General features: G+C 72.1%; 12 protein-coding genes and 1 riboswitch. Of the genes, 3 read left to right on the top strand and 9 right to left on the bottom strand.

Going from position 1 to position 19,779, the window contains the following annotated elements; genetic code table 11:
• The 4 genes from ACN28C_RS32445 to ACN28C_RS32460 all read right to left on the bottom strand — a co-directional run bounded on the left by ACN28C_RS32445 (position 1) and on the right by ACN28C_RS32460 (position 4,782).
• Positions 1-1,074 (bottom strand): ABC transporter permease, encoded by a 1,074-nt coding sequence (locus tag ACN28C_RS32445; protein ID WP_422771288.1) that lies wholly within the window; start codon positions 1,072-1,074, stop codon positions 1-3.
• The gene (locus ACN28C_RS32450; protein WP_422771289.1) at positions 1,071-2,636 is read right to left on the bottom strand and encodes an ABC transporter substrate-binding protein; all 1,566 of its coding nucleotides are present in this window, start codon (positions 2,634-2,636) and stop codon (positions 1,071-1,073) included. The genes ACN28C_RS32445 and ACN28C_RS32450 overlap by 4 nt, the downstream gene beginning before the upstream one ends.
• Positions 2,637-2,692: 56 nt before the next feature.
• Complete coding sequence (locus tag ACN28C_RS32455; RefSeq protein ID WP_422771290.1) at positions 2,693-4,096, bottom strand: serine hydrolase domain-containing protein; 1,404 nt, start codon at positions 4,094-4,096, stop codon at positions 2,693-2,695.
• Between the two features lie 128 nt (positions 4,097-4,224).
• Positions 4,225-4,782, bottom strand: coding sequence for a hypothetical protein (locus tag ACN28C_RS32460; protein ID WP_422771291.1), 558 nt, complete (start codon positions 4,780-4,782; stop codon positions 4,225-4,227).
• 131 nt (positions 4,783-4,913) lie between these two features.
• Here ACN28C_RS32460 and ACN28C_RS32465 point away from each other — a divergent pair, with 131 nt between their 5' ends.
• The gene (locus ACN28C_RS32465) at positions 4,914-5,525 is read left to right on the top strand and encodes a TetR/AcrR family transcriptional regulator (RefSeq protein ID WP_422771292.1); all 612 of its coding nucleotides are present in this window, start codon (positions 4,914-4,916) and stop codon (positions 5,523-5,525) included.
• Positions 5,526-5,602: 77 nt separating this feature from the next.
• On the opposite strand, the gene ACN28C_RS32470 is transcribed toward ACN28C_RS32465, so the two are convergent.
• From ACN28C_RS32470 to ACN28C_RS32485, 4 genes are all read right to left on the bottom strand, one after another.
• A complete protein-coding gene (locus ACN28C_RS32470; protein ID WP_422771293.1) occupies positions 5,603-7,024 on the bottom strand; it encodes a glycine hydroxymethyltransferase in 1,422 nt (473 codons plus the stop codon).
• A 52-nt stretch (positions 7,025-7,076) separates the two neighbouring features.
• The gene (gene metE / locus ACN28C_RS32475) at positions 7,077-9,314 is read right to left on the bottom strand and encodes a 5-methyltetrahydropteroyltriglutamate--homocysteine S-methyltransferase (protein ID WP_422771294.1); all 2,238 of its coding nucleotides are present in this window, start codon (positions 9,312-9,314) and stop codon (positions 7,077-7,079) included.
• A gap of 62 nt (positions 9,315-9,376) precedes the next feature.
• Positions 9,377-10,441 carry a ribonucleotide-diphosphate reductase subunit beta gene (locus tag ACN28C_RS32480; RefSeq protein ID WP_422771295.1) on the bottom strand — a complete coding sequence of 355 codons (1,065 nt, stop codon included), beginning with the start codon at positions 10,439-10,441 and terminating at the stop codon, positions 9,377-9,379.
• The gene (locus ACN28C_RS32485; RefSeq protein WP_422771296.1) at positions 10,438-12,828 is read right to left on the bottom strand and encodes a ribonucleoside-diphosphate reductase subunit alpha; all 2,391 of its coding nucleotides are present in this window, start codon (positions 12,826-12,828) and stop codon (positions 10,438-10,440) included. The genes ACN28C_RS32480 and ACN28C_RS32485 overlap by 4 nt, the downstream gene beginning before the upstream one ends.
• Positions 12,829-12,958: 130 nt before the next feature.
• Positions 12,959-13,166, bottom strand: a riboswitch (cobalamin riboswitch).
• Positions 13,167-13,476: 310 nt separating this feature from the next.
• Between ACN28C_RS32485 and ACN28C_RS32490 the strand changes: the two genes are divergently transcribed.
• Together ACN28C_RS32490 and ACN28C_RS32495 are read left to right on the top strand one after the other, a co-directional pair.
• Complete coding sequence (locus tag ACN28C_RS32490) at positions 13,477-14,805, top strand: hypothetical protein (RefSeq protein WP_422771297.1); 1,329 nt, start codon at positions 13,477-13,479, stop codon at positions 14,803-14,805.
• Entirely contained in the window at positions 14,805-19,346 is a 4,542-nt protein-coding gene (locus ACN28C_RS32495) for an FtsK/SpoIIIE domain-containing protein (RefSeq protein ID WP_422771298.1), read from the top strand. Before ACN28C_RS32490 ends, ACN28C_RS32495 begins: the two co-directional genes overlap by 1 nt.
• Before the next feature lie 108 nt (positions 19,347-19,454).
• On the opposite strand, the gene ACN28C_RS32500 is transcribed toward ACN28C_RS32495, so the two are convergent.
• Entirely contained in the window at positions 19,455-19,760 is a 306-nt protein-coding gene (locus ACN28C_RS32500) for a WXG100 family type VII secretion target (protein WP_422771299.1), read from the bottom strand.
• Positions 19,761-19,779: the final 19 nt, after the last annotated feature.

Here is a 19,779-nt window from a genome sequence, read left to right on the forward strand (position 1 = left end):
TCAGCCCTCCCGGATCATGGACCGGGGGTCGAGCAGCGCGAGGGCGACGTCGACGGCGGTGTTGATCAGCAGCACGCCCAGGCCGTAGATGAGCACGATGGCCTGCACCAGCGGGTAGTCCTTGCTGAGGATCGACCGCACGATCGTGGTGCCGAGGCCGGGCCAGGCGAAGACGTTCTCGACCAGAACGGTGCCCGCGACCATAGAGCCGAGGATGAGGCCCGAGAGCGTCAGCGCGGCCGTGGCGGCGTTGGGCAGGGCGTGGCCGAGGTAGAGGGAGCGGACCGGCAGGCGCTTGGCGCGCGCCGTGCGCAGGTAGTCGGCGTCCAGCACGCTCACCATCTCCACCCGCAGGATGCGGGCGAGGATCGCGGCCGGCCCCACGGCGAGGGAGAGCACAGGCAGCACGTAGCCGGCTGCGGTGGCGTTGCCGGCCACCGGCAACCACTGCAGCGTGACACCGAGCAGGTACACCAGGCCGACGCCGAGGAGGAAGTCCGGAATCGCGCCGAGCACGACGCTGCCGGTGGTGAAGGCCACCTCGGTGCGCCGGCCGCGACCCCGCCGGGTGAGCACGCCCATCAGCACCCCGACCGGTAGGGCGAGCGCGGCCGCGGCGAGGAAGGCGAGCGTGGCCAGCGTCAGCGTGGCCGGCAGGCGCTGACCGACGACCTCGGTCACCGGCAGCCGGGTCAGGATCGACGTCCCGAGGTCCCCGGCGAAGAGGCCCTTCAGGTACGCGGCGTACTGGGTGAGCAGCGGGTCGTCCAGGCCCAACGCCGCACGGCGCTCCGCCACCAGCGCCGCCGGAGCGGTGGGGCCGAGCGCGGAGCGGACCGGGTCCCCGGGGACCAGATGGATCATCAGGAACGCGGCGGTGACCAGCACCCAGAGCGAGACCAGGAGCCGGGCGGCCCGGCGCAGCGCGAACCGGAACCATGCGCTGCCGACGAGCCGGAGGACCGGCGGCGGTACGGCCGCCGGTCCCTCCCCCTCCCCCTGCACCGCCGGCCGCGGCCGGACGGATGCGGCGACCCTGCCGATCCGCCGCGTGCCGAGCCGGTCGGTGGTCATCGGTCGAGCATCCGGATGCTCGTCGGAATGAGCTGGCCGGGTGTCTCGAACCGGGCCTTGACGCCGAACGTCGGCACCTGCTGGTTCGCGAACGGCACCACGTCGGCGGCCTTCACCAGCGCGGTCTCGGCCGCAAGCCAACTGGCGCAGCCGGCGACGCCGTCCACCGCGCTGGCCTGCTTCACGGCCGCGTCGTACTCGCTGTTGCCGATCCCGGCGAAGTTGGTGCCGTCGGGCACGGTCGGCCCGGAGAGGAACGGCACGAGCTGGTCCGGGCTGTTGACGTTTATCGGCGCCCAGGCGATGTCCCAGTCACCGGTGCCGAAGAGGGTCTGGTTCATCACGTCCGCGCTCTGCGGCTTGGCCGTGACCTCGATCCCGGCGGCCTTCCACTGCTGTATCGCGAGTTCGGCGGCGGCCGTGCCGGCGCTCCCCACGTTTGTCGGGTACGCGAAGACCAGCGGCCTGCCGGCGATCTTCTTGAGCGCCTCGGTGGCCGCGGCCGCGTCGTGGGCCGGCAGCGCGTCGCCGAGTTGCCCGCCGGGACAGGCGACCGGCTCGATCGCGGCGAGCGTCGTCGGCGGCGTGCCCTTGCCGGCCGAGAGCACGGTCCGCAGCTCCGCGAGGTCGAGCGCCTGGGTGAGGGCCATCCGGACGGCCGGGTCGGCGGTGGCGTGCCCCTCGGCCTGGTTGTACCACTGCTCGCCGAGCACCGCCGTGGTGCGCGCCGCGAAGAGGCCGGCCTTCTCCAGCCGTTCGGCGTCGGGCCCGGTGACCTGCGCGGCGTTCAGTTCGCCGGAGAGCAGCAGGTTCGCCGCGGTGGCGGGGTTTTCCACGATCCTGATCACGACGGTGTCGGGCATGCCGGGGGTCGCGGTCGTCGCGCCGTCCGGTCCCCAGTCGTAACCCTCGCGGATCGCGTACGTGTAGTGGTCTCCGGGCACGGCTTCGGTCAGGGTGTACGGCCCGGTGCCCGAGGTGCCCCTCGCCAGGGTCGTGCGGTCGGCCATTCCGCCGGGGCAGACCATCGGCAGGCTCGCCAGCCCGTTCAGCACGAACGGCGCCGGGGCGGCCAGCTTCAGGGTCACGGTGCCGGCGGCATCGTCGCCGGTGGCGGTGGCTCCGGCCGGCAGGAAGGTGCCGAGGAACGGGCTCTTGTTCTCCGGGTCACCGACGTAGCCGAGGTTGTCGCTGACCACCCTCGCCGTCATGGGGGTGCCGTCGGCGCAGGTGATGCCCTTGCGCAGGGTGAGTGTCACGTCGGTGCCCTGCGCGCTCCATTTCTCCGCGAGCTGCGGCCTGATGTCGCCGCTCTTCGAGTCGACGCTGACCAGCGTGTCGTACCCGAGCTGGGTGACGGTGAACAGTGCCGTGGCGGCCGAGGACTGCGGGTCGAGGTTCCCCGGGTCGGCGGTGAGCGCCATCGTGAAGGTGCCGCCGTCCACCACCTGCCCCTGCGACTGCTGACCCGTGCCGCCGCCTCCGTCGCCGCAGCCGGCCAGCGCCAGCGACGCGCAGATCCCTGCGGTACCGACGATTCTCGTACCAGTTATGAGTTTCATTGACGAAACCTCTTCCAGCCTGCCGGCTCGACGGGGATGAGCGTGGTGGGCCCGGCTCAGGCGGGCGGGGCCGTGGCGTCCGCCCGGCGGACGGCCCGGCCGACGTGCAGGAACCGGGCGCGGCCCGCGCCGTCGTCGCCGACGAACGCGTGCGGTGCGTGGATGCCGTGCTCCGGCTCCAGCGGAATGAGGCTGTCGCCGCGGTACTGCACGAGCTCCCGGCGGGACGCCTGCCCCACGAGCTCGGCGATGTCGCCCTTGGGCGTCTGCTCGATCCAGATCCGGCCGTCCTCGTCCTGGCTGACCGTCAGGTCGGCCACCTGCGACGTGTACGTCCCGACGAACCGCCGCGCGTCCACCGGCTGCGGGTTGTCGGGCGGCCGCGGCAGGTCGGGCAGCGCGACCCTGCCGAGCTCGTTCAGCACGAGGTGGAAGACGTCGCGGTAGAGCGACATCGCATCGCCGCCGTTGGTCATCAGCGTCACGGCGAGCCCGTCCTCGACGGCCAGGCGCAGGAAGGCGGCCTGCCCGATGGTGTTGCCGTCGTGCCCGACCAGCGTGCCGGCCGGGGTGTCGAAGCGTTCGAAGCCCAGCCCCCAGGAGGTGCCCATCAGCCCCAGATCGGGCAGGCTCACCTCGCGCTGCCGCATCCGGGCCGGGGTGCCCGGCGCCAGCACAGGCGTGCCGTCGACGGACCGACCGTCCTCGAGGTGCATCCGGGCGAAGCCGAGCAGGTCGCGGGGGCGCATCGCCAGCATGGCACCGGCCGGCGCGTTGGACCGGGCGAGCGCCCAGACCGGCGCCGGGCGCGGGCCGGCGCCGGGCTCCGTCTCCAGGTGGCCGACCGCGACCCGGTGCAGGATCGCCTCGTACGGCCCGGTCGCCGCGTGGGTCAGGCCGAGCGGCTCGATCAGGTGGCGACGCAGGCAGTCGTCGTACGGGATTCCGCGCAGCACCTCGACGAGCCGGCCGAGCACGCAGTATCCGGCGTTGTTGTAGGAGAACTGCTCGCCGGGCGTGAAGAGCTGCGGCACGTCGTGCAGGGTGGCGACGTATTTGGCCAGGCAGTCGTCGCCGACACCGGTGTCGGTGAAGATGTCGCCCTCGAAGCCCGCCGTGTGGTTCAGCAGCTGGCGGGTCGTGATGTCCTCGCCGGCCGCCTCGTCGCCGATCCGGAACTCCGGCAGGTACGTCCGGACCGGCGCGTCGAGGTCGACCTTGCCCTCGTCGGCCAGTTGCAGCACGAGGGTGCTCGTCCAGAGCTTGGTGATGGAGCCGATCTGGAATAGCGAGTCTGGCGTCGCCTCGACCCCGGTGGCGGTGCTCAGCAGACCTGTGGCACCGTCGACGATCTGACCGTCGTGCAGGATCCCCCAGGCCGCGCCCGCTATCCGGTATTGGCGGAGCAGTTCCGGAACACGAGCCTCCAGGATGCCCTGGACCTCTGTGATCGTCGTCATATCGCGATCGTAGAAGCGGAGGCCAGCTCAGGTGTTTGTCGGTCCTGACGAAAAATTCATGGAGCGTTGGTCGGAGCGAACAACCAGGGCAACCGGATCGCCGCTCGGCGCCCTGCGTCGCGCGACCGTCAGTTCTTCTTCGCCGTCCGGCCGAGTCGCAGGGCCGAGATGAGGAAGAAGATGGCGCCGGGGATGGCGTAACCGATCGCGTTGGTCAGCGCCGGGTTGTCCGCGGAGGCAGTTGCGATGAACGACCCGCCGGCGAGCACGGAGATGCCACCGCTGATGATCATGGGCCACTGGCCACCCATCCTGCGTCGGGTGACGCCGACGATCAGCTGGATCAGCCCGGCCACGACCGCCCAGGCACCCCAGACGCGCAGGACCGCCGGGATGCCGGACGCGGCGGCGACGGCCACGCCGACGGCGGCGAGCAGGCTTACCGCGACGTTGGCGTACAGCAGGGTAGGCGACCCGGTGGTGCGCGACGCGCGGGCGTCGACGATGGCGGCGGCCACGTCGAAGAGCGGATAGATCACGAGCAGCGTGACGGCGAGCGGGCCGAGGTGCGTCGCGGTGGTGAACGCGAGGAGGGCCCAGGCGATGGCAAAACCGAAGCGGACGAAGTACAGCCGCCGCAGGGTGGCCGCCGTCGTCGAGACACCGGGGGTGGCAGTGGTGGTCATCGCGATCCTTTCGATGGTTACCGGAGCGCGATCCAGCGCCACGGCAAACAGTAGAACGAACGTTCTGTCTCTATGATGCCGACTCCACCTCGACCCGTCAAGACCGAACGTTCTGTCGCTAGCATGGGTTCATGGCCCCGAGCGACATTGAGACCCGGCCGTCCGAGAGCCGACCCTCCGAGGCACGACGACGGCTGCTCACCACCGCGACCGGGATCTTCTATGCGGAGGGGATCCACTCGGTCGGCGTCGACCGCATCATCGCCGAGGCCAAGGTGACCCGGGCCACGTTCTACCGCCACTTCCCCGGCAAGGAAGATCTCGTCCTCGCCTATCTACAGGCGGCCGACCAGGCCATCCGCGACCAGGTGGACGGGGCCATCGCCGCCGGCCTACCGGCGACGGACACCGTCCGGGCCGTCGCGGCGGGGATCGCCCGGAGCATCCGGTCCCCCGGCTTCCGCGGATGCGCCTTCCTGAACGCCGTGGCCGAGTATCCCGATTCCGACCACCCCGTACACGGAGCCGTCCTCGCCCATCGACAGTGGTTCCTCGACACGATCAGCGCCTTGATGGCGCGCATCGAGAAGACCGGGGCCGAGGCCGCCGCGCAACACTTCGTCATGCTTCGCGACGGCGCCATGGCGGCCGGTTGCCTCTTCGACCCCGTACTGATCTGCGAGACCTTCCTGCGCGGCGTCGACGGGCTCGTCGAGACTCACGCCGCACGGCAGCCATCCTGACCAGCCTGCTCCAGGGCTCGGCCGACGCCGTAGCAGCCGTCATCCGGCTGGTTGCCCATCTCCCGGTCGACAGGCGATCAGCCGAGGTCGACGCCGGGATAGAGCGGGAACGGCGCCAACAGCTCCGTGGCCTGCTTGCTCACCCGGTCCGCCAGGGCCGGGTCGAGCCGGTACTTCGCCTTGGAACCCTCCGCCGGGCCGGTGTTGCCCAGCACGGTGTGGATCAGGTCGGCGATCTGGTCCATCTCGACGACGCCGAGGCCGCGACTGGTCAGGGCCGGAGTACCGACCCGGATGCCGGAGGTGTACCAGGCGCCGTTCGGGTCCTGCGGGATGGCGTTGCGGTTGGTGACCACGCCGCTGTCCAGCAGTGCCTGCTCGGCCTGTCGGCCGGTGAGTCCGAACGGGTGCACGTCGATCAGCACCAGGTGGTTGTCGGTGCCGCCGCTGACCAGCCGGACGCCGCGCCGCAGCAGCCCGTCGGCGAGGGCCTGGCTGTTGGCGACGATCTGCTGGGCGTACGTGGCGAACTCCGGCCGGCGGGCCTCGGCAAAGGCGATCGCCTTGGCCGCCATGACGTGGCTGAGCGGGCCGCCGAGCACCATCGGGCAGCCGCGGTCGACCTGGTCGGCCAGCTCCGGCTGGGCCAGGACCGCGCCGCCGCGCGGGCCGCGCAGGCTCTTGTGCGTGGTGGTGGTGACGATGTGGGCGTGTGCGACCGGGTCGAAGTCACCGGTGAAGACCCTGCCGGCGACCAGGCCGGCGAAGTGGGCCATGTCAACCATGAAGGTCGCGCCGACCTCGTCGGCGATCTCCCGCATCGCCGCGAAGTTCACCTTCCGGGGGTACGCCGAGTAGCCGCCCACGATCACCAGCGGCCTGAACTCGCGGGCGGCCTCCCGCAGCGCCGTGTAGTCGATCTGGCCGGTGGTTGGGTCGACGCCGTAGCTGCGCTGGTCGAACATCTTGCCGGAGATGTTGGGCCGGAACCCGTGGGTGAGGTGCCCGCCGGCGTCGAGCGACATGCCGAGCATCCGCTGGTTGCCGAACGCCGCCCGCAGCTCGGCCCACTCGGCCTCGGAGAGGTCGTTGACCTGCCGCTTGTCGAACTTCCTCAGGTGCGGCACCTCGACCCGGTCGGCGAGGACCGCCCAGTAGGCGACCAGGTTGGCGTCGATGCCGGAGTGTGGCTGGACGTAGGCGTACGGTGCACCGAAGAGCGCCCTGGCGTGCTCGACGGCGACCGCCTCGACGGTGTCGACGTTCTGGCAGCCGGCGTAGAAGCGCCGGCCGACGGTGCCCTCGGCGTACTTGTCGGAGAGCCAGTTGCCCATCGCCAGCAGCACGGCCGGCGAGGCGTAGTTCTCGCTGGCGATCAGTTTCAGCGACTCGCGCTGGTCGGCCAGCTCCTTGACGATCGCGTCGGCGATGCGCGGCTCGACGGCGCGGACCGCCTCGATCGCGGAACGGAAGGCGGTCGATTCGACGTTCAATGTCACTCCCGGATCGGGCCGGGCGGGCGCTGCGGGAAGCCCGCCCGGCATGGGTTCGTCAGTTTGCGCGGATCTCGGCGGCGGCGGCGACCAGGTGCCGCAGCGACGCCTCGACCTCACGGTAGCCGCGGGTCTTCAGGCCGCAGTCGGGGTTGACCCAGAGCCGCTGGGCCGGGACGGCGGCGACCGCCCGCCGCAGCGCCTCGACCACCTCGTCGTGCGACGGTACCCGCGGCGAGTGGATGTCCCACACCCCGGGGCCGACGCCCCGGCGGTAGCCGATCGCGGCGAGGTCGTCGAGAACCTCCATCTTCGACCGGGACGCCTCGATGCTGGTCACGTCGGCGTCGAGGGCGTCGATCGCGGTGATCACCTCGCCGAACTCGCTGTAGCAGAGGTGGGTGTGGATCTGGGTGTCGTCGGCGACGCCGCCGGTGGCCAGCCGGAACGCGCCGACCGCCCAGTCCAGGTACGCCTGCTGGTCGGCCCGGCGCAGCGGCAGGGTCTCGCGCAGGGCCGGCTCGTCGACCTGGATGACCCGGATCCCGGCGGCCTCGAGGTCGCGGCACTCGTCGCGCAGCGCGAGCGCGACCTGGTCGGCGGTGTCCGCCAGCGGCTGGTCGGTGCGGACGAACGACCAGGCCAGGATGGTGACCGGACCGGTGAGCATCCCCTTGACCGGCTTGCTGGTCAGCGACTGCGCATAGCTGGACCAGTCGACCGTCATCGGCGCCCTGCGGGCCACGTCGCCGTAGATGATCGGCGGACGGACGCAGCGGGAGCCGTAGGACTGCACCCAACCGTGCCCGGTGGCGGCGAACCCGTCGAGCTGTTCGCCGAAGTACTGCACCATGTCGTTGCGTTCCGGTTCGCCGTGCACGAGCACGTCCAGGCCAAGCCGTTCCTGGAGCCGGATGACGTGTTCGACCTCGGTGCGCATCCGCTGGACGTAGCCGGCGTCGTCGAGCCGGCCGGCCCGGTGCTCGGCGCGGGCCCTGCGCAGCTCGGTGGTCTGCGGAAACGACCCGATCGTGGTGGTCGGCAGTTCCGGCAGCCCCAGCCGCCGCTGCTGGGCGGCGGCCCGGTCCGGGTAGTCGCCGCGCTGCCGGTCCGCCGGGTCGAGCGCGCCGAGCCGGGTCCGGACGTCGTCGTGCCGCCAGGCCGCCGGGACGGGCGGCAGCGGCTCGGGCAGGTGGGCGGTCCCGTCGCGCAGCGCCCGCCCGAGCAGGACGACCTCGTCCACCTTCTGCCGGGCGAACGCGAGCCGGGCGTACAGGTCCGGGTCGAGCCGGGTCTCGACGGAGAGGTCGACCGGGACGTGCAGCAGCGAGCAGGAGGTGGCGACCGCGACGTGGTCGGCGAGCGCGCTGACCGTCGCCCCGGTCGCGACGGCGGCACGCAGGTCGGTACGCCAGATGTTGTGGCCGTCGACCAGGCCGGCGACGATGGTCCTGCCGCGTAGCGGGCCGGCGGCGGCGAGCCGTTCGAGGTTGCCCGGCCCGGCGACCAGGTCCAGGCCGACCGCCTCGACCGGGGTGTCCAGCAGAGCCGGCAGGGCGTCGCCGAGCTCCCCGAAATAGGTGGCCACGAAGATCCGCGGCCGCCGTTCGAGCGCGCCGAGCCGGGTGTAGGCGCCGCGCAGCGCGTCGATCTCGGCCGGGCTGCGGTCGGCGACGTAGCCGGGCTCGTCGAGCTGCACCCACGCCACGCCCGCCTCGGCCAGCGCGGTGAGGATCCCGGCGTACGCCTCGACCAGGTCGTCGAGCCGGGCGAACGGGTCGGCGCCCTTGGCCAGCAGCAGGAACGTCGCCGGCCCGACCAGCACCGGCCGGGTGGTGACCCCCAGGTCACGGGCCTCGGCGAACTCGCGCAGCGCCTTCGCCGGGTTGGCGGTGAAGACGGTGTCCGGACCGATCTCCGGCACCAGGTAGTGGTAGTTGGTGGCGAACCACTTGGTCAGCTCCAGCGCCGGCTCGGCGTCGACGCCGCGCGCCATCGCGAAGTAGGTGTCCAGCTCGGAGAGGCCGAGCCGGGCGAACCGGGCGGGGATCGCGCCGACCGCGACGGCGGTGTCGAGCACGTGGTCGTAGTAGGAGAAGGTGTTCGACGGGATGGCGTCGAGACGGGCGTTGGCCAGGGTCCGCCAGACCTCGGCCCGTAGCCCGGCGGCGGTCCTCTCCAGCGCCTCCGCGTCGAGGCTGCCGGCCCAGTACGCCTCGACGGCCTTCTTCAGCTCGCGGTTGGCGCCGATGCGCGGGTAGCCGAGCACGGTGCTCTGGCCGAATGCGGTACTCATCACACAGGGTCCTTCCCTCGGGTCCGGCGGTCGGATCGGCACCAGGCCGCCCGGCGTACGAATCAGAAATCGTCGTCGAAGCTGACCGAGCCGGTCACCCCGACCTGATAGGCCGACACCCGCCGCTCGAAGAAGTTCGACAGTTCCTGCACGTCCTGTAGCTCCATGAACGCGAACGGGTTACGGCTGCCGTACACCGGCTCGATGCCGAGCATGGCCAGCCGCCGGTCGGCGACGTACTGGAGGTATTCGCGCATGTCGGCCAGCGACATGCCGGAGACCCCCTGTTCGAGCAGGTCGGCGGCGAACTGGACCTCGCATTCCACCGCCTCGGCCAGCATGTCCCTGACCTGCTGCTCCATCTCGGCGTCGAAGAGGTCCGGCTCTTCGGCGCGTACGGCGTCGACCACGTCGAAGGCGAACGCCATGTGCATGGACTCGTCCCGGAACACCCAGTTGGTGCCCGAGGCGAGGCCGTGCAGCACCCCCCGGGAGCGCAGGAAGTACACGTACGCGAAGGCGCCGTAGAAGAAGAGTCCCTCGATGCAGGCGGCGAAGCAGATCAGGTTGAGCAGGAACGCCCGCCGGTCGTCGCGGGTCTTCAGCTCCCGCAGTTCGAAGACCGAGTCGATCCACCTGAAGCAGAACTCTGCCTTCCGGGCGATCGACGGGATGTTCTCCACCGCCGCGAACGCCTCGAACCGTTCCTTCTCGTCCGGAACGTAGGTGTCCAGCAGGTTCAGGTAGAACTGGACGTGCACCGCCTCCTCGAAGAGCTGCCGGGAGAGATAGAGGCGGCCCTCCGGGGAGTTGACGTGCTGATAGAGGTTGAGCACCAGGTTGTTGGCGACGATCGTGTCGCCGGTGGCGAAGAACGCCACCAGCCGGGACACCAGGTGCTGCTCCGCCGGGGAGAGCCGGGCCAGGTCGGCGAGGTCGGAGTGCAGGTCGACCTCCTCGACGGTCCAGGTGTTCTTGATCGCGTCCTTGAACCGGTCGAAGAACTGCGGATAGCGCATCGGCCGCAGGGTCAGGTCCATGCCCGGGTCGAGCAGCAGGTGCCGCCCACCGATGCCGGTGACGGTGCCGCTGCTGGGGCTGGTGCTGGTTTCGGAAGTGGTGGTCACTGGCAGGCCTCGCAGCTTTCGGGGTTTTCCAGGGAGCAGGCCAGCGCCTCGTCGTCGCTCACCGCGACGATCGGCTGCGTCACGGGGGCGACCGCGACGGTGGCCTGCTGGATCCGGGTCGCGGGACGCGACCGCAGGTAGTAGGTGGTCTTCAGCCCGGACTTCCAGGCGTACAGGTACATCGAGGAGAGCTTGCCGAGGGTCGGCGCGCTCATGAACAGGTTCAGCGACTGCGACTGGTCGATGTACGGGGCACGGGCGGCGGCCAGGTCGACCAGGGCCCGCTGCGGCAGCTCCCACGCGGTGCGGAACAGCTCCCGTACGTCGGCGGGGAGGTCGGCGATGCCCTGTACGGAGCCCTCGGCCCGCTTGATCTGCTCGCGGATCGCGGCGGTCCACAGCCCTCGTGACTTCAGCTCCCGCACCAGGTAGGTGTTGATCTGGAGGAACTCGCCGGACATGGTCTCGCGCTTGAAGAGGTTGGAGACCTGCGGCTCGATGCACTCGTAGCAGCCGGCGATCGAGGCGATCGTCGCGGTCGGCGCGATCGCCACGAGCAACGAGTTGCGCAGGCCGTGCGCGGCGATCGTCGACCGCAGCGCCGCCCACCGCTGCACCTGGGCGGGTTCGGCGCCCCAGAGGTCCGGGTGCAGTTCGCCACGGGCGGCGCGGGTCTCGGGGTACGCCGGATGCGGGCCGAACCGCTCGGCCAGCCCGGCCGAGGTCTCCAGCGCGGTCAGGAAGATCTCCTCCTGCACCCGGGTCGACAGCTCCCGGGCCGGTGCGGAGTCGAAGGGCAGGCGAAGCGTGAAGAACGCGTCCTGCAACCCCATCAACCCGAGCCCGACCGGCCGCCACCGGGGGTTCGACGCCGCCGCCTGCTCCGCCGGGTAGTAGTTGATGTCGATCACCCGGTCGAGGAACACCACCGCGGTGCGAACCGTGGCCCGCAGCCGCTCCCAGTCCACGCCGTCGGCGGTGACGTGCGCGCCCAGGTTGATCGACCCCAGGTTGCAGACGGCGGTCTCGGCGTCGCTGTTCACCTCCAGGATCTCGGTGCAGAGGTTGGAGAGATGGATCGTGTTGCCCGGGGAGCCGGTCTGGTTGGAGAGCCGGTTCGACGCGTCCTTGAACGTCATCCATCCGTTGCCGGTCTGCGCCAGCGTGCGCATCATCCGCCCGTACAGGTCCCGGGCCTTCACCGTCCGGACGGCCTTCTTCTCCGCCGCCCGGTACGCCTCGTCGAACGCCTCGCCGAAGAGGTCGGGCAGCTCCGGCGCGTCGGACGGGTCGATCAGCGACCAGTCGCCGTCCGCCTCGACCCGGCGCATGAACTCGTCCGGGATCCAGTTCGCCAGGTTGAGATTGTGGGTGCGCCGGGCGTCCTCGCCGGTGTTGTCCCGCAGCTCCAGAAACTCCTCGACGTCCGGGTGCCACGGCTCCAGATAGACGCAGGCCGCTCCCTTGCGCCGGCCGCCCTGGTTCACCGCCGCCACCCCGGCGTCGAGGGTCTTCAGGAACGGCACGATCCCGTTCGACCGCCCGTTGGTGCCCCGGATCAACGCGCCGCGACCACGGACCCGGGACCAGGAGATGCCGATCCCGCCGGAGAACTTCGACAGCTTCGCGACCTGGTGGTAGCGCTCGTAGATCGAGTCGAGCTCGTCCCGGGGCGAGTCGACCAGGAAACACGACGACATCTGGGTGTGCCGGGTGCCCGAGTTGAACAGCGTCGGCGAACTCGGCAGGTACGCCAGGCTGGACATGAGACGGTAGAGGTCGATCGCCTCGCCGGGCGTCTGCGACAGCCCGCAGGCGACCCGCAGCAGCCAGTACTGCGGCGTCTCCACCACCAGCCGCGACTCCGGATGCCGCAACAGATACCTGTCCGCGACCGTACGCAGGCCGAAGTACTCGAACCGACGATCACCGTCCAGGTCGACGGCGTCGTCGAGCTTGCGGGCGTTGCGGGCCACGAACGCGGCCGTCCCGTCCCCGATCAGCCCCAGCCCGTGGGCGTACCGGATGGACTGGCTGAAGCTCGCCACCCCCTGCCCGCGCACCTCCTTGTCCACGTACGCGGCCAGCAGCCGGGCGGCGAGCTTCGAGTACTGCGGCTCCTCGCCGATCAGCTCGGCCGCCGTCTGGATCGACAACTTGTCCAGCTCTGCCGTGGTCGCCCCGTCGTAGAGACCGCTGATCGTCTTTGTCGCCACCCGGAGCGGATCCACCTCGCCCAGGTCGGCGACCCACCGCTCCACCGCCCTGACGATCTTGTTGACGTCCACCGGCTCGGTGTCGCCGTTGCGCTTGCGGACCTGCATCACCTGCCGGCGCTGCTCCGGCACCGCCCGGTCCGGCACAACCTCTTCGCGCGTCGCGGTCATGTCCCCCTCCTCACGCCTGTCCAAGAGGTCGTCGGCGCGCGGGAGGACGCCACCGGGCACCTTCGGCACAGCTGCCGACGGTCCGGCTGATGGCGTCGGCCGTCCCGCGCGGCCTTCGACCGCCGCACACGTCGCGTGCGGCGCGCTGGCAGGTCTTCGGACTCGCGGGCGTCGTACTCGTGCCTACTGGCCGTCGCTTCCCGGACCCGAGGGTCCAGTGCTTCGTTGACGGCGGTCGTTCCCACTCACCGCTGCGGGGCAGTCCCGGATTCGCACCGGGTTCCCTCTTGCCTCGGCTACCGAGCATCGGTAGTCGAACCAGCTGCGAGCAGCACCATATATGGGCGCGACCGAACGAGGAAACACCAGATGCTGTGTCGGGCGTGTCGCGGTGGAAGATCACATCGGCCAGGTGGGCCGAGGTCACGGTGGAGCGGGTGCCGGGGGCGCCCCTCGACACCGGCGGATCGTCACCAAGAGTTCATCGGCTGGATATGGTCACGGGTCCGCCCTCTGGGCGCGCAGCCTGAACTGCGGATCTGACGCTCCCGGTTGGATCTCGGCCACCAGGACGGCCGTCCACCCACAGTTAACATCAGGACACGACCGTGCCGCCCCTGGCGCGCTACGGGTGAGGGAGGAGCACGGTTGAACGCGCCGTCCTTCAGCGGCCTCGGCCGCTTCCTGGACACCAACCGGCAGACGCTGCTGGCCGTACTCACGGTCCTGGAAGTGCTGATCCTGCTGGTGGTCCTGCTGCGGTGGTTCGACCGCCGATACGGCCTGCGGGGCACCGGACGGCGCATCCGGCGCGGCGTCGTCGGCGCGGCGCGGGACCTGGTGGCGCCGATCGTCGGCTTCGTCCGCCTCCGGCGCGGCATGCGGGTGGTCAACGACTGCTTCGCCGGCTCGGGGCCGGTGCCGGCGGCCCGAGCCGGGATCGTGTCGGCGCGATCGGCACTGGCCGACCGGGACGACTTCTGGCCGTACCTGGTGCTGTTGGGCCCGGGAGAACTCGGCGTGCGGCTCGCCGGTGCGGGGCCGGACGTGCCGCTACCGGCGGCGGAATCCTCGTGGCAGGTCACCACGGCGCGCAGCTGGCGGGCCCGCGCGCCGCTGCCACCGGTCCACGGGCCCGCGACCGGCGACCCGCTGCCGATCGCCGTGGGCGTCCGGGCCAACACGCTGGTCCTGCTGGATCTCGCCCGCTGCCCCGGCATCGTGTCGGTGCACGGTGCCCCGACACCGGCGGAGCGACTGGTGTCCGCGCTGGTCGTCCAGCTGTCGGCCCTGACCGACGGGCACGGCGTGCAGCGCCTGGTCATCGCGGCGGAACCCGGCGACGGTCTGGCGGCGGCCGGCACCGACCGGATGCCGATCGCCGAGGCCCTGACGACTCTCGCGCGGCCGCCTCTCGCCCGGCGCTCGGCGGAGCCGGCCGGACGTACCGTCCTGGTCTGCCGGCGGCCCGATCCGCCGGCGGCAGCGCAGCTCGCCACCCTGGTCGCCGACGATCCTGGGCTGCTGGTCCTGGTCGCCGGTTACCTGCCCGGATCACGCTGGCGGCTGCGGGTCGACCTGGCCGGGCGGGTGATCGCACCGGAACTGCGCATCGACGCGGACTCCGCGCCGCTGGCCCGGTGCCTGCGGCCCGCCCGGCGGTCCGCGCGCACGACCGCACCGGCACCGGCCTGGGCCGAGGAGAACTCTCCGGGATCCGTAGCCCCCGGCGCGGCCTCCTCCTTCCCGGCGGAACCAGCGGGACCGGCAGGACCGGCAGGACCGGCAGGACCGGCGATCCCGCCCGACGCCCGTCCGGTCGTCGCGGCGTCGCCCGCCGTGCCGGCCGCGCCACCACCGCCCGGCACACCGGCTCCGCCCGGCACCAACGACGACCTGATCGAGCAGACGCACGAGCAGCGACGGCCGATGGTCCACTCCGGCGTCGAGCCCGCCGGACGTGGCGGAGACCGCTGATGCGCCTGTTGTTGACCGTCGTCTCCGCCGACGCCGACCGGGACGTCGCGCTGGACCTCGGGGTGCGGACGCCGGTCGGTGCGGTCACCGAGCAGGACGGCGCAGCCGGCGAGTGGTATCTGGACGGGGCCCGGCTGGATCCGACCTGGACGGTGAGCCGGGCCGGGCTGGTCGCCGGGGTCCGGCTCGGTGACGGCGGGCCGGCGCCGGCCGGTGGGGTACGTGACCTGCCGGGCGACCTCCGGACCCACTGGCTGGAGGTGCACGGCGTCGGCGGCCCCGGCGCCGGACGGATCTGGCCGGTCGGCCTGGGCTGTCACGACATCGGCTCGGCGCCGGGCTCCGCGATCGACCCGGGCGGCAGCGGGGTGCCCGCGCACGCCGCGCGGCTCAGCGTCGACGACCAGGGTCGCGCCTGGCTGGCCACCGCTGGTCCGGAGGTACGCCTGGCGGCGCCGCAACCCCCGGCCCAGACCGAGCAGGAGGGTCCGCCCGGACACCCGGACCACTCGGAGCGGTCGCGGCCGGCGGGGCCCGCGGCCGGGCAGGGACGGGACGGGACGGAGGACGAGGCGGAGGACGGGACCGACACCTGGGCGCCACGGCACGACGGTGCCCGCCGTTGGCCGCCCGGGGTGGACCTGGCGGTGGGTGAGAGCCTGCTGCGGCTGGTGCCGCGCCCGGCGCCGGACGCCGCGGTGACACCGGCCGTGGACGTACCGGTGCTGGACTTCAACCGGCCGCCCCGGATCGTGCCACCGCTGCTCTTCGCCCGGCGCCGGCTGCCCACCCCGCCGGTCAAACCGACCCGCCGACCGATCCCGCTGCTGATGATCCTCGCCCCGATGGTGCTGGGCCTGGCCTTCGTCTTCCTCTTCCGCTCGTACTTCTTCCTGCTGATCATGGTGCTCAGCCCGGTGCTGGCACTGTCGAACTGGTACACCGACCGGCGCAGCGGCCGCAAGCGGTACCGGAAGGATCTCGCCGAGTACCTCCGTAAACGGGCCCGGATGCTCCGGGAGCTGACGGCGGCGGTCGCCGAGGAACGGCTGGCCCGGTGCGAGGCGTCCCCCGACCCGGCCACCGTCCTGCACACCGCCGTCGGTCCCGGGCGGCGGCTGTGGGAGCGGCGCCGCCGCGACCCCGACCACCTGGTGCTGCGGGTCGGCACGATGGACCAGCCGTCGCTCATCGACGTGGAGGACCCGGCCCGCAGCGACCCGGACCGGCACCTGCGCTGGACCGTGCCGGACGCGCCGGTCACCGTGGACCTGGTCGACCGCCAGGTGGTCGGCCTGGCCGGCGAGGCGGAGACCACGTACGCGACGGCACGCTGGCTCGTCCTCCAGGCCGCCGCCCTGCACAGCCCGCGCGACCTGCAGATCCGCGTGCTGACGGAGCCGAGCGGGGAGGAGCGGTGGAGCTGGGTGCGGTGGCTGCCGCACGCCCGGCCGCCCGAGGACGGTGTCCCGGCCGGGCGGCCCTACACGCTTGTCGGCAACGACCCGGAGACGGTGGCGAACCGGATCGGTGAACTGGTCTCGTTGGTCACCGCCCGGACCAGGGCCCGGGGGTCGCAGCTCGGCCAGGTCATGTTCAGCGAACCCGACGTGCTGCTCGTCGTCGACGGGGCACGCCGGCTGCGCGACGTCTCCGGCATGGTGCAGGTGCTCACCGAAGGGCCGGCGGTGCGGGTCTTCGCGATCTGTATCGACGCCGAGGAGCGGCTGCTGCCGGAGGAGTGCACCGCGGTGCTGCGGGCCGACGCGGACGGGCTGACCGTACGGCAGACCGGCGTGCCCGAGGCCACCGGAGTACGACCGGACCTCGTCACCCCGCGGTGGTGTGACCGGGTGGCCCGGGCCATGGCCCCACTGCGGGACGTCACCCCGGACGAGACCGCCGGACTGCCCGATCGCAGCCGGCTGCTGGACCTGTTGGCGGCCGACCCGCCGGACGGTGCCGAACTGGCCGAGCGCTGGTCCCGGCAACCCGCGTCCACCAGCTTCGTGATCGGCAGCGGCTTCGACGGAACGGTCACCCTCGACCTGGTCCGGGACGGGCCGCACGCGTTGATCGCCGGCACCACCGGCGCCGGCAAGTCCGAGCTGCTGCAGACGATGGTGGTCTCGCTGGCCACGGTGAACCGCCCGGACGAGTTGACCTTCGTGCTCGTCGACTACAAGGGCGGCAGCGCGTTCCACAGTTGCGTACGCCTGCCGCACACCCTCGGCATGGTCACCGACCTGGACAGTGCGCTCGTGGTCCGGGCGCTGGAGTCGCTCGGCGCGGAGCTGCGCCGCCGTGAGGAGATCCTGGCCGAGGTCGCCGCCAAGGACCTCGTCCAGTACCGGGTGATGCGTGGCCGCGACCCCTCGCTGCCGGCGGTGCCCCGGCTGGTGCTGGTCATCGACGAGTTCGCCACCCTCGCCCGGGAGGTGCCGGACTTCATCCCCGGCCTGGTCAGCATCGCCCAGCGGGGTCGGTCGCTCGGCATCCACCTGATCCTGGCCACCCAGCGTCCCGGCGGCGTGGTGACCACCGACATCCGGGCCAACACCAACCTGCGGATCGCGTTGCGGGTCACCGACCCGATGGAAAGCTCCGACGTGATCGACGTACCGGATGCCGCGATGATCCCGGTGGCCACCCCCGGCCGGGCGCTCGCCCGGCTCGCCCACCGCTCCACCGTGCCCTTCCAGACCGGGTACGTCGGCGCGGTGTACCAGGGTGCCGACTCCGAGCCGCCCGAGTCGCGGCCGACCGCCCCGGTGAACGCCACGGAACTGCCCTGGTCCCGGCTGGGCCGGGCGTTGCCGCCGCCTGTGGAGCCGACACACGCCGGCACCGCACCGGACGAGTTGGCCGCCACCGACCTGGACGTGCTGGTGGACGCGATCGACGCCGCCGCCCGCGAAACCGGCTGTGAGCGGCAGCGGAGCCCCTGGCTGCCACCGCTGCCGCCGGTGGTGCTGCTGGACGACCTCACCCCGCCGGAGTCCCGGGCCGGTCCCGGTCTGCCGCCGGTGCCGTACGCGCTCGCCGACCTGCCCGAGCAGCAGAGCCAGCCGGTGTTGACCTGTGACCTCGGCACGCTCGGACATCTCTACGTGCTGGGCGCCTCCCGGACCGGCCGGTCACAGCTGCTGCGTACGCTGGCCGCGTCACTCGCCCGGTCGCTCTCCTGCGCCGACGTGCACCTGTACGCCGTCGACGCGGCCGGCGGGTCGATGGTGGTGCTGTCGGAGCTTCCGCACTGCGGCGCGGTCGTCCCCCGGGCCGACCTGGAACGCCTGGAACGCCTGGTCGGCCGGCTCCAGGGCGAGCTGGCCCGCCGACACGACCTGCTGGCCCGGCACTCCTGCGCCGGCCTCGACGAGCTGCGGGCGGCGCTGCCGCCGGCGGAGCGTCCGGCGCATCTGATGCTGCTGGTGGACGGCTGGGATTCGCTGGCCGCCGTCCTGGGCGACCACGACGGCGGCCGGCTGCTGGACCAGTTCCTCGGCCTGCTGCGGGAGGGGCCGGCCGCCGGGCTGCACCTGGTGATGTCCTCCGAGCGGTCGCTGTTGACCGGGCGGGTGGCCAACCTGAACGATCACCGAATCATGCTGCGGATGACCGACCGGACCGACTACTCGGCGATCGGCGTCAACCACCGTCGGGTGCCGGAGGTGGTGCCGCCCGGACGCGGCTGGCGCTCGGCGGACCAGGCGGAGATCCAGGTCGCCCTCCTCGCCCCGGATCCGTCCGGCCCGGCGCAGGTCGAGGCGATCCGTCGGATCGCGGCCCGGGCCACCGCCCGGGACAGCGGCGTGCCGGCGCAACGCCGGCCGTTCCCGGTGGCCGGGCTACCCACGGCGGTCACCTTCGCCGAGGCGTTCGCCCAGGTCCCGGAGGAGCACCGGCGTCCACTGCGCGCGCTGCTCGGGATCGGCGGTGACGCCGCGGGACCGGTCTACGTGGACTTCACCGGTAAGCAGGCGACCTTCCTGGTCGCCGGGCCGCCGGGCTCGGGGCGGAGCAACACCCTGGCCACGCTGGCGGTCTCGCTGCTGGCCGGCGGCACCGCACTGGTGATCCTGACGCCCCGGGAATCGGTGTTGCGCCGGTTGACGGTGCACGCCCGGGTGCGGGCGGTCGAGGGGGCGACCCCGGATCCGGCGCGGGTGACCGCCGCCATGGAGGAGCTGGGCGGTCCGTTGGTGGTGCTGGTCGACGACGTCGACCTGCTCGGCTTCGCCAACCCACTGGAGGCGGTCCTGCGCCAGGTGGTGGCCACCGGCCGGGACCGCGCCCTCGGCCTGGCGTACGCGGGAACGGCCGAGACCCTCACCCAGTCGTTGGGCGGCTGGATCGCCGAGGCCCGACGCTCCCGGCAGGGCGTGCTGCTTGCACCGCAGTCGGCTATCGAGGGTGACCTGGTGGGTGCCCGGGTGCCGCCGGGGCTGTTGCGCTCCGGCAGCCGGCCGGGGCGTGGCTATACGCCGGACCCGACCGGTGCGCTGAGCACGGTCACGATCCCGCACACCGTGTTGCGCTGACGGCCGCGCTGACCAGGGCCGCCGCGCTGACGCGGACCGGATGGCCGGCACCCGGTCCGCCGGAGGCGCGGCCCGGGTGCCGGTGGGGCGACAGCCGGGCCGCGCGGTTCACGCCGCAGGCGGCGGCTGGGAGAGCGTCTGGTCCATCTCGGTCAGGTTCTTCACGATCGCCGCGAAGCTCTGGGCGAAGGTCTCCAGGTTGCTGACCGCCTTGGTCAGCGAGGCGGTGAACTCCGTGTACTGCGTGCTCATCACCGGGCTGGCCTGCTGCATCCAGAGGCCGCCCTGGCTGGTCAGCAGCTCGGTGACGCTGGTCTGCAGACCTTTCAGCACATCGGCGATCTCCGCGCCCTCGGTGGTCAGCCGCCCGGAGACGGTGTGGATCCTGTCGTAATCGACGTTGACTTCAGCCATCGGATGCCTCCGGTTCGGC

This window comes from Plantactinospora sp. WMMC1484 (assembly GCF_049315195.1).
GTDB lineage: Bacteria > Actinomycetota > Actinomycetes > Mycobacteriales > Micromonosporaceae > Plantactinospora.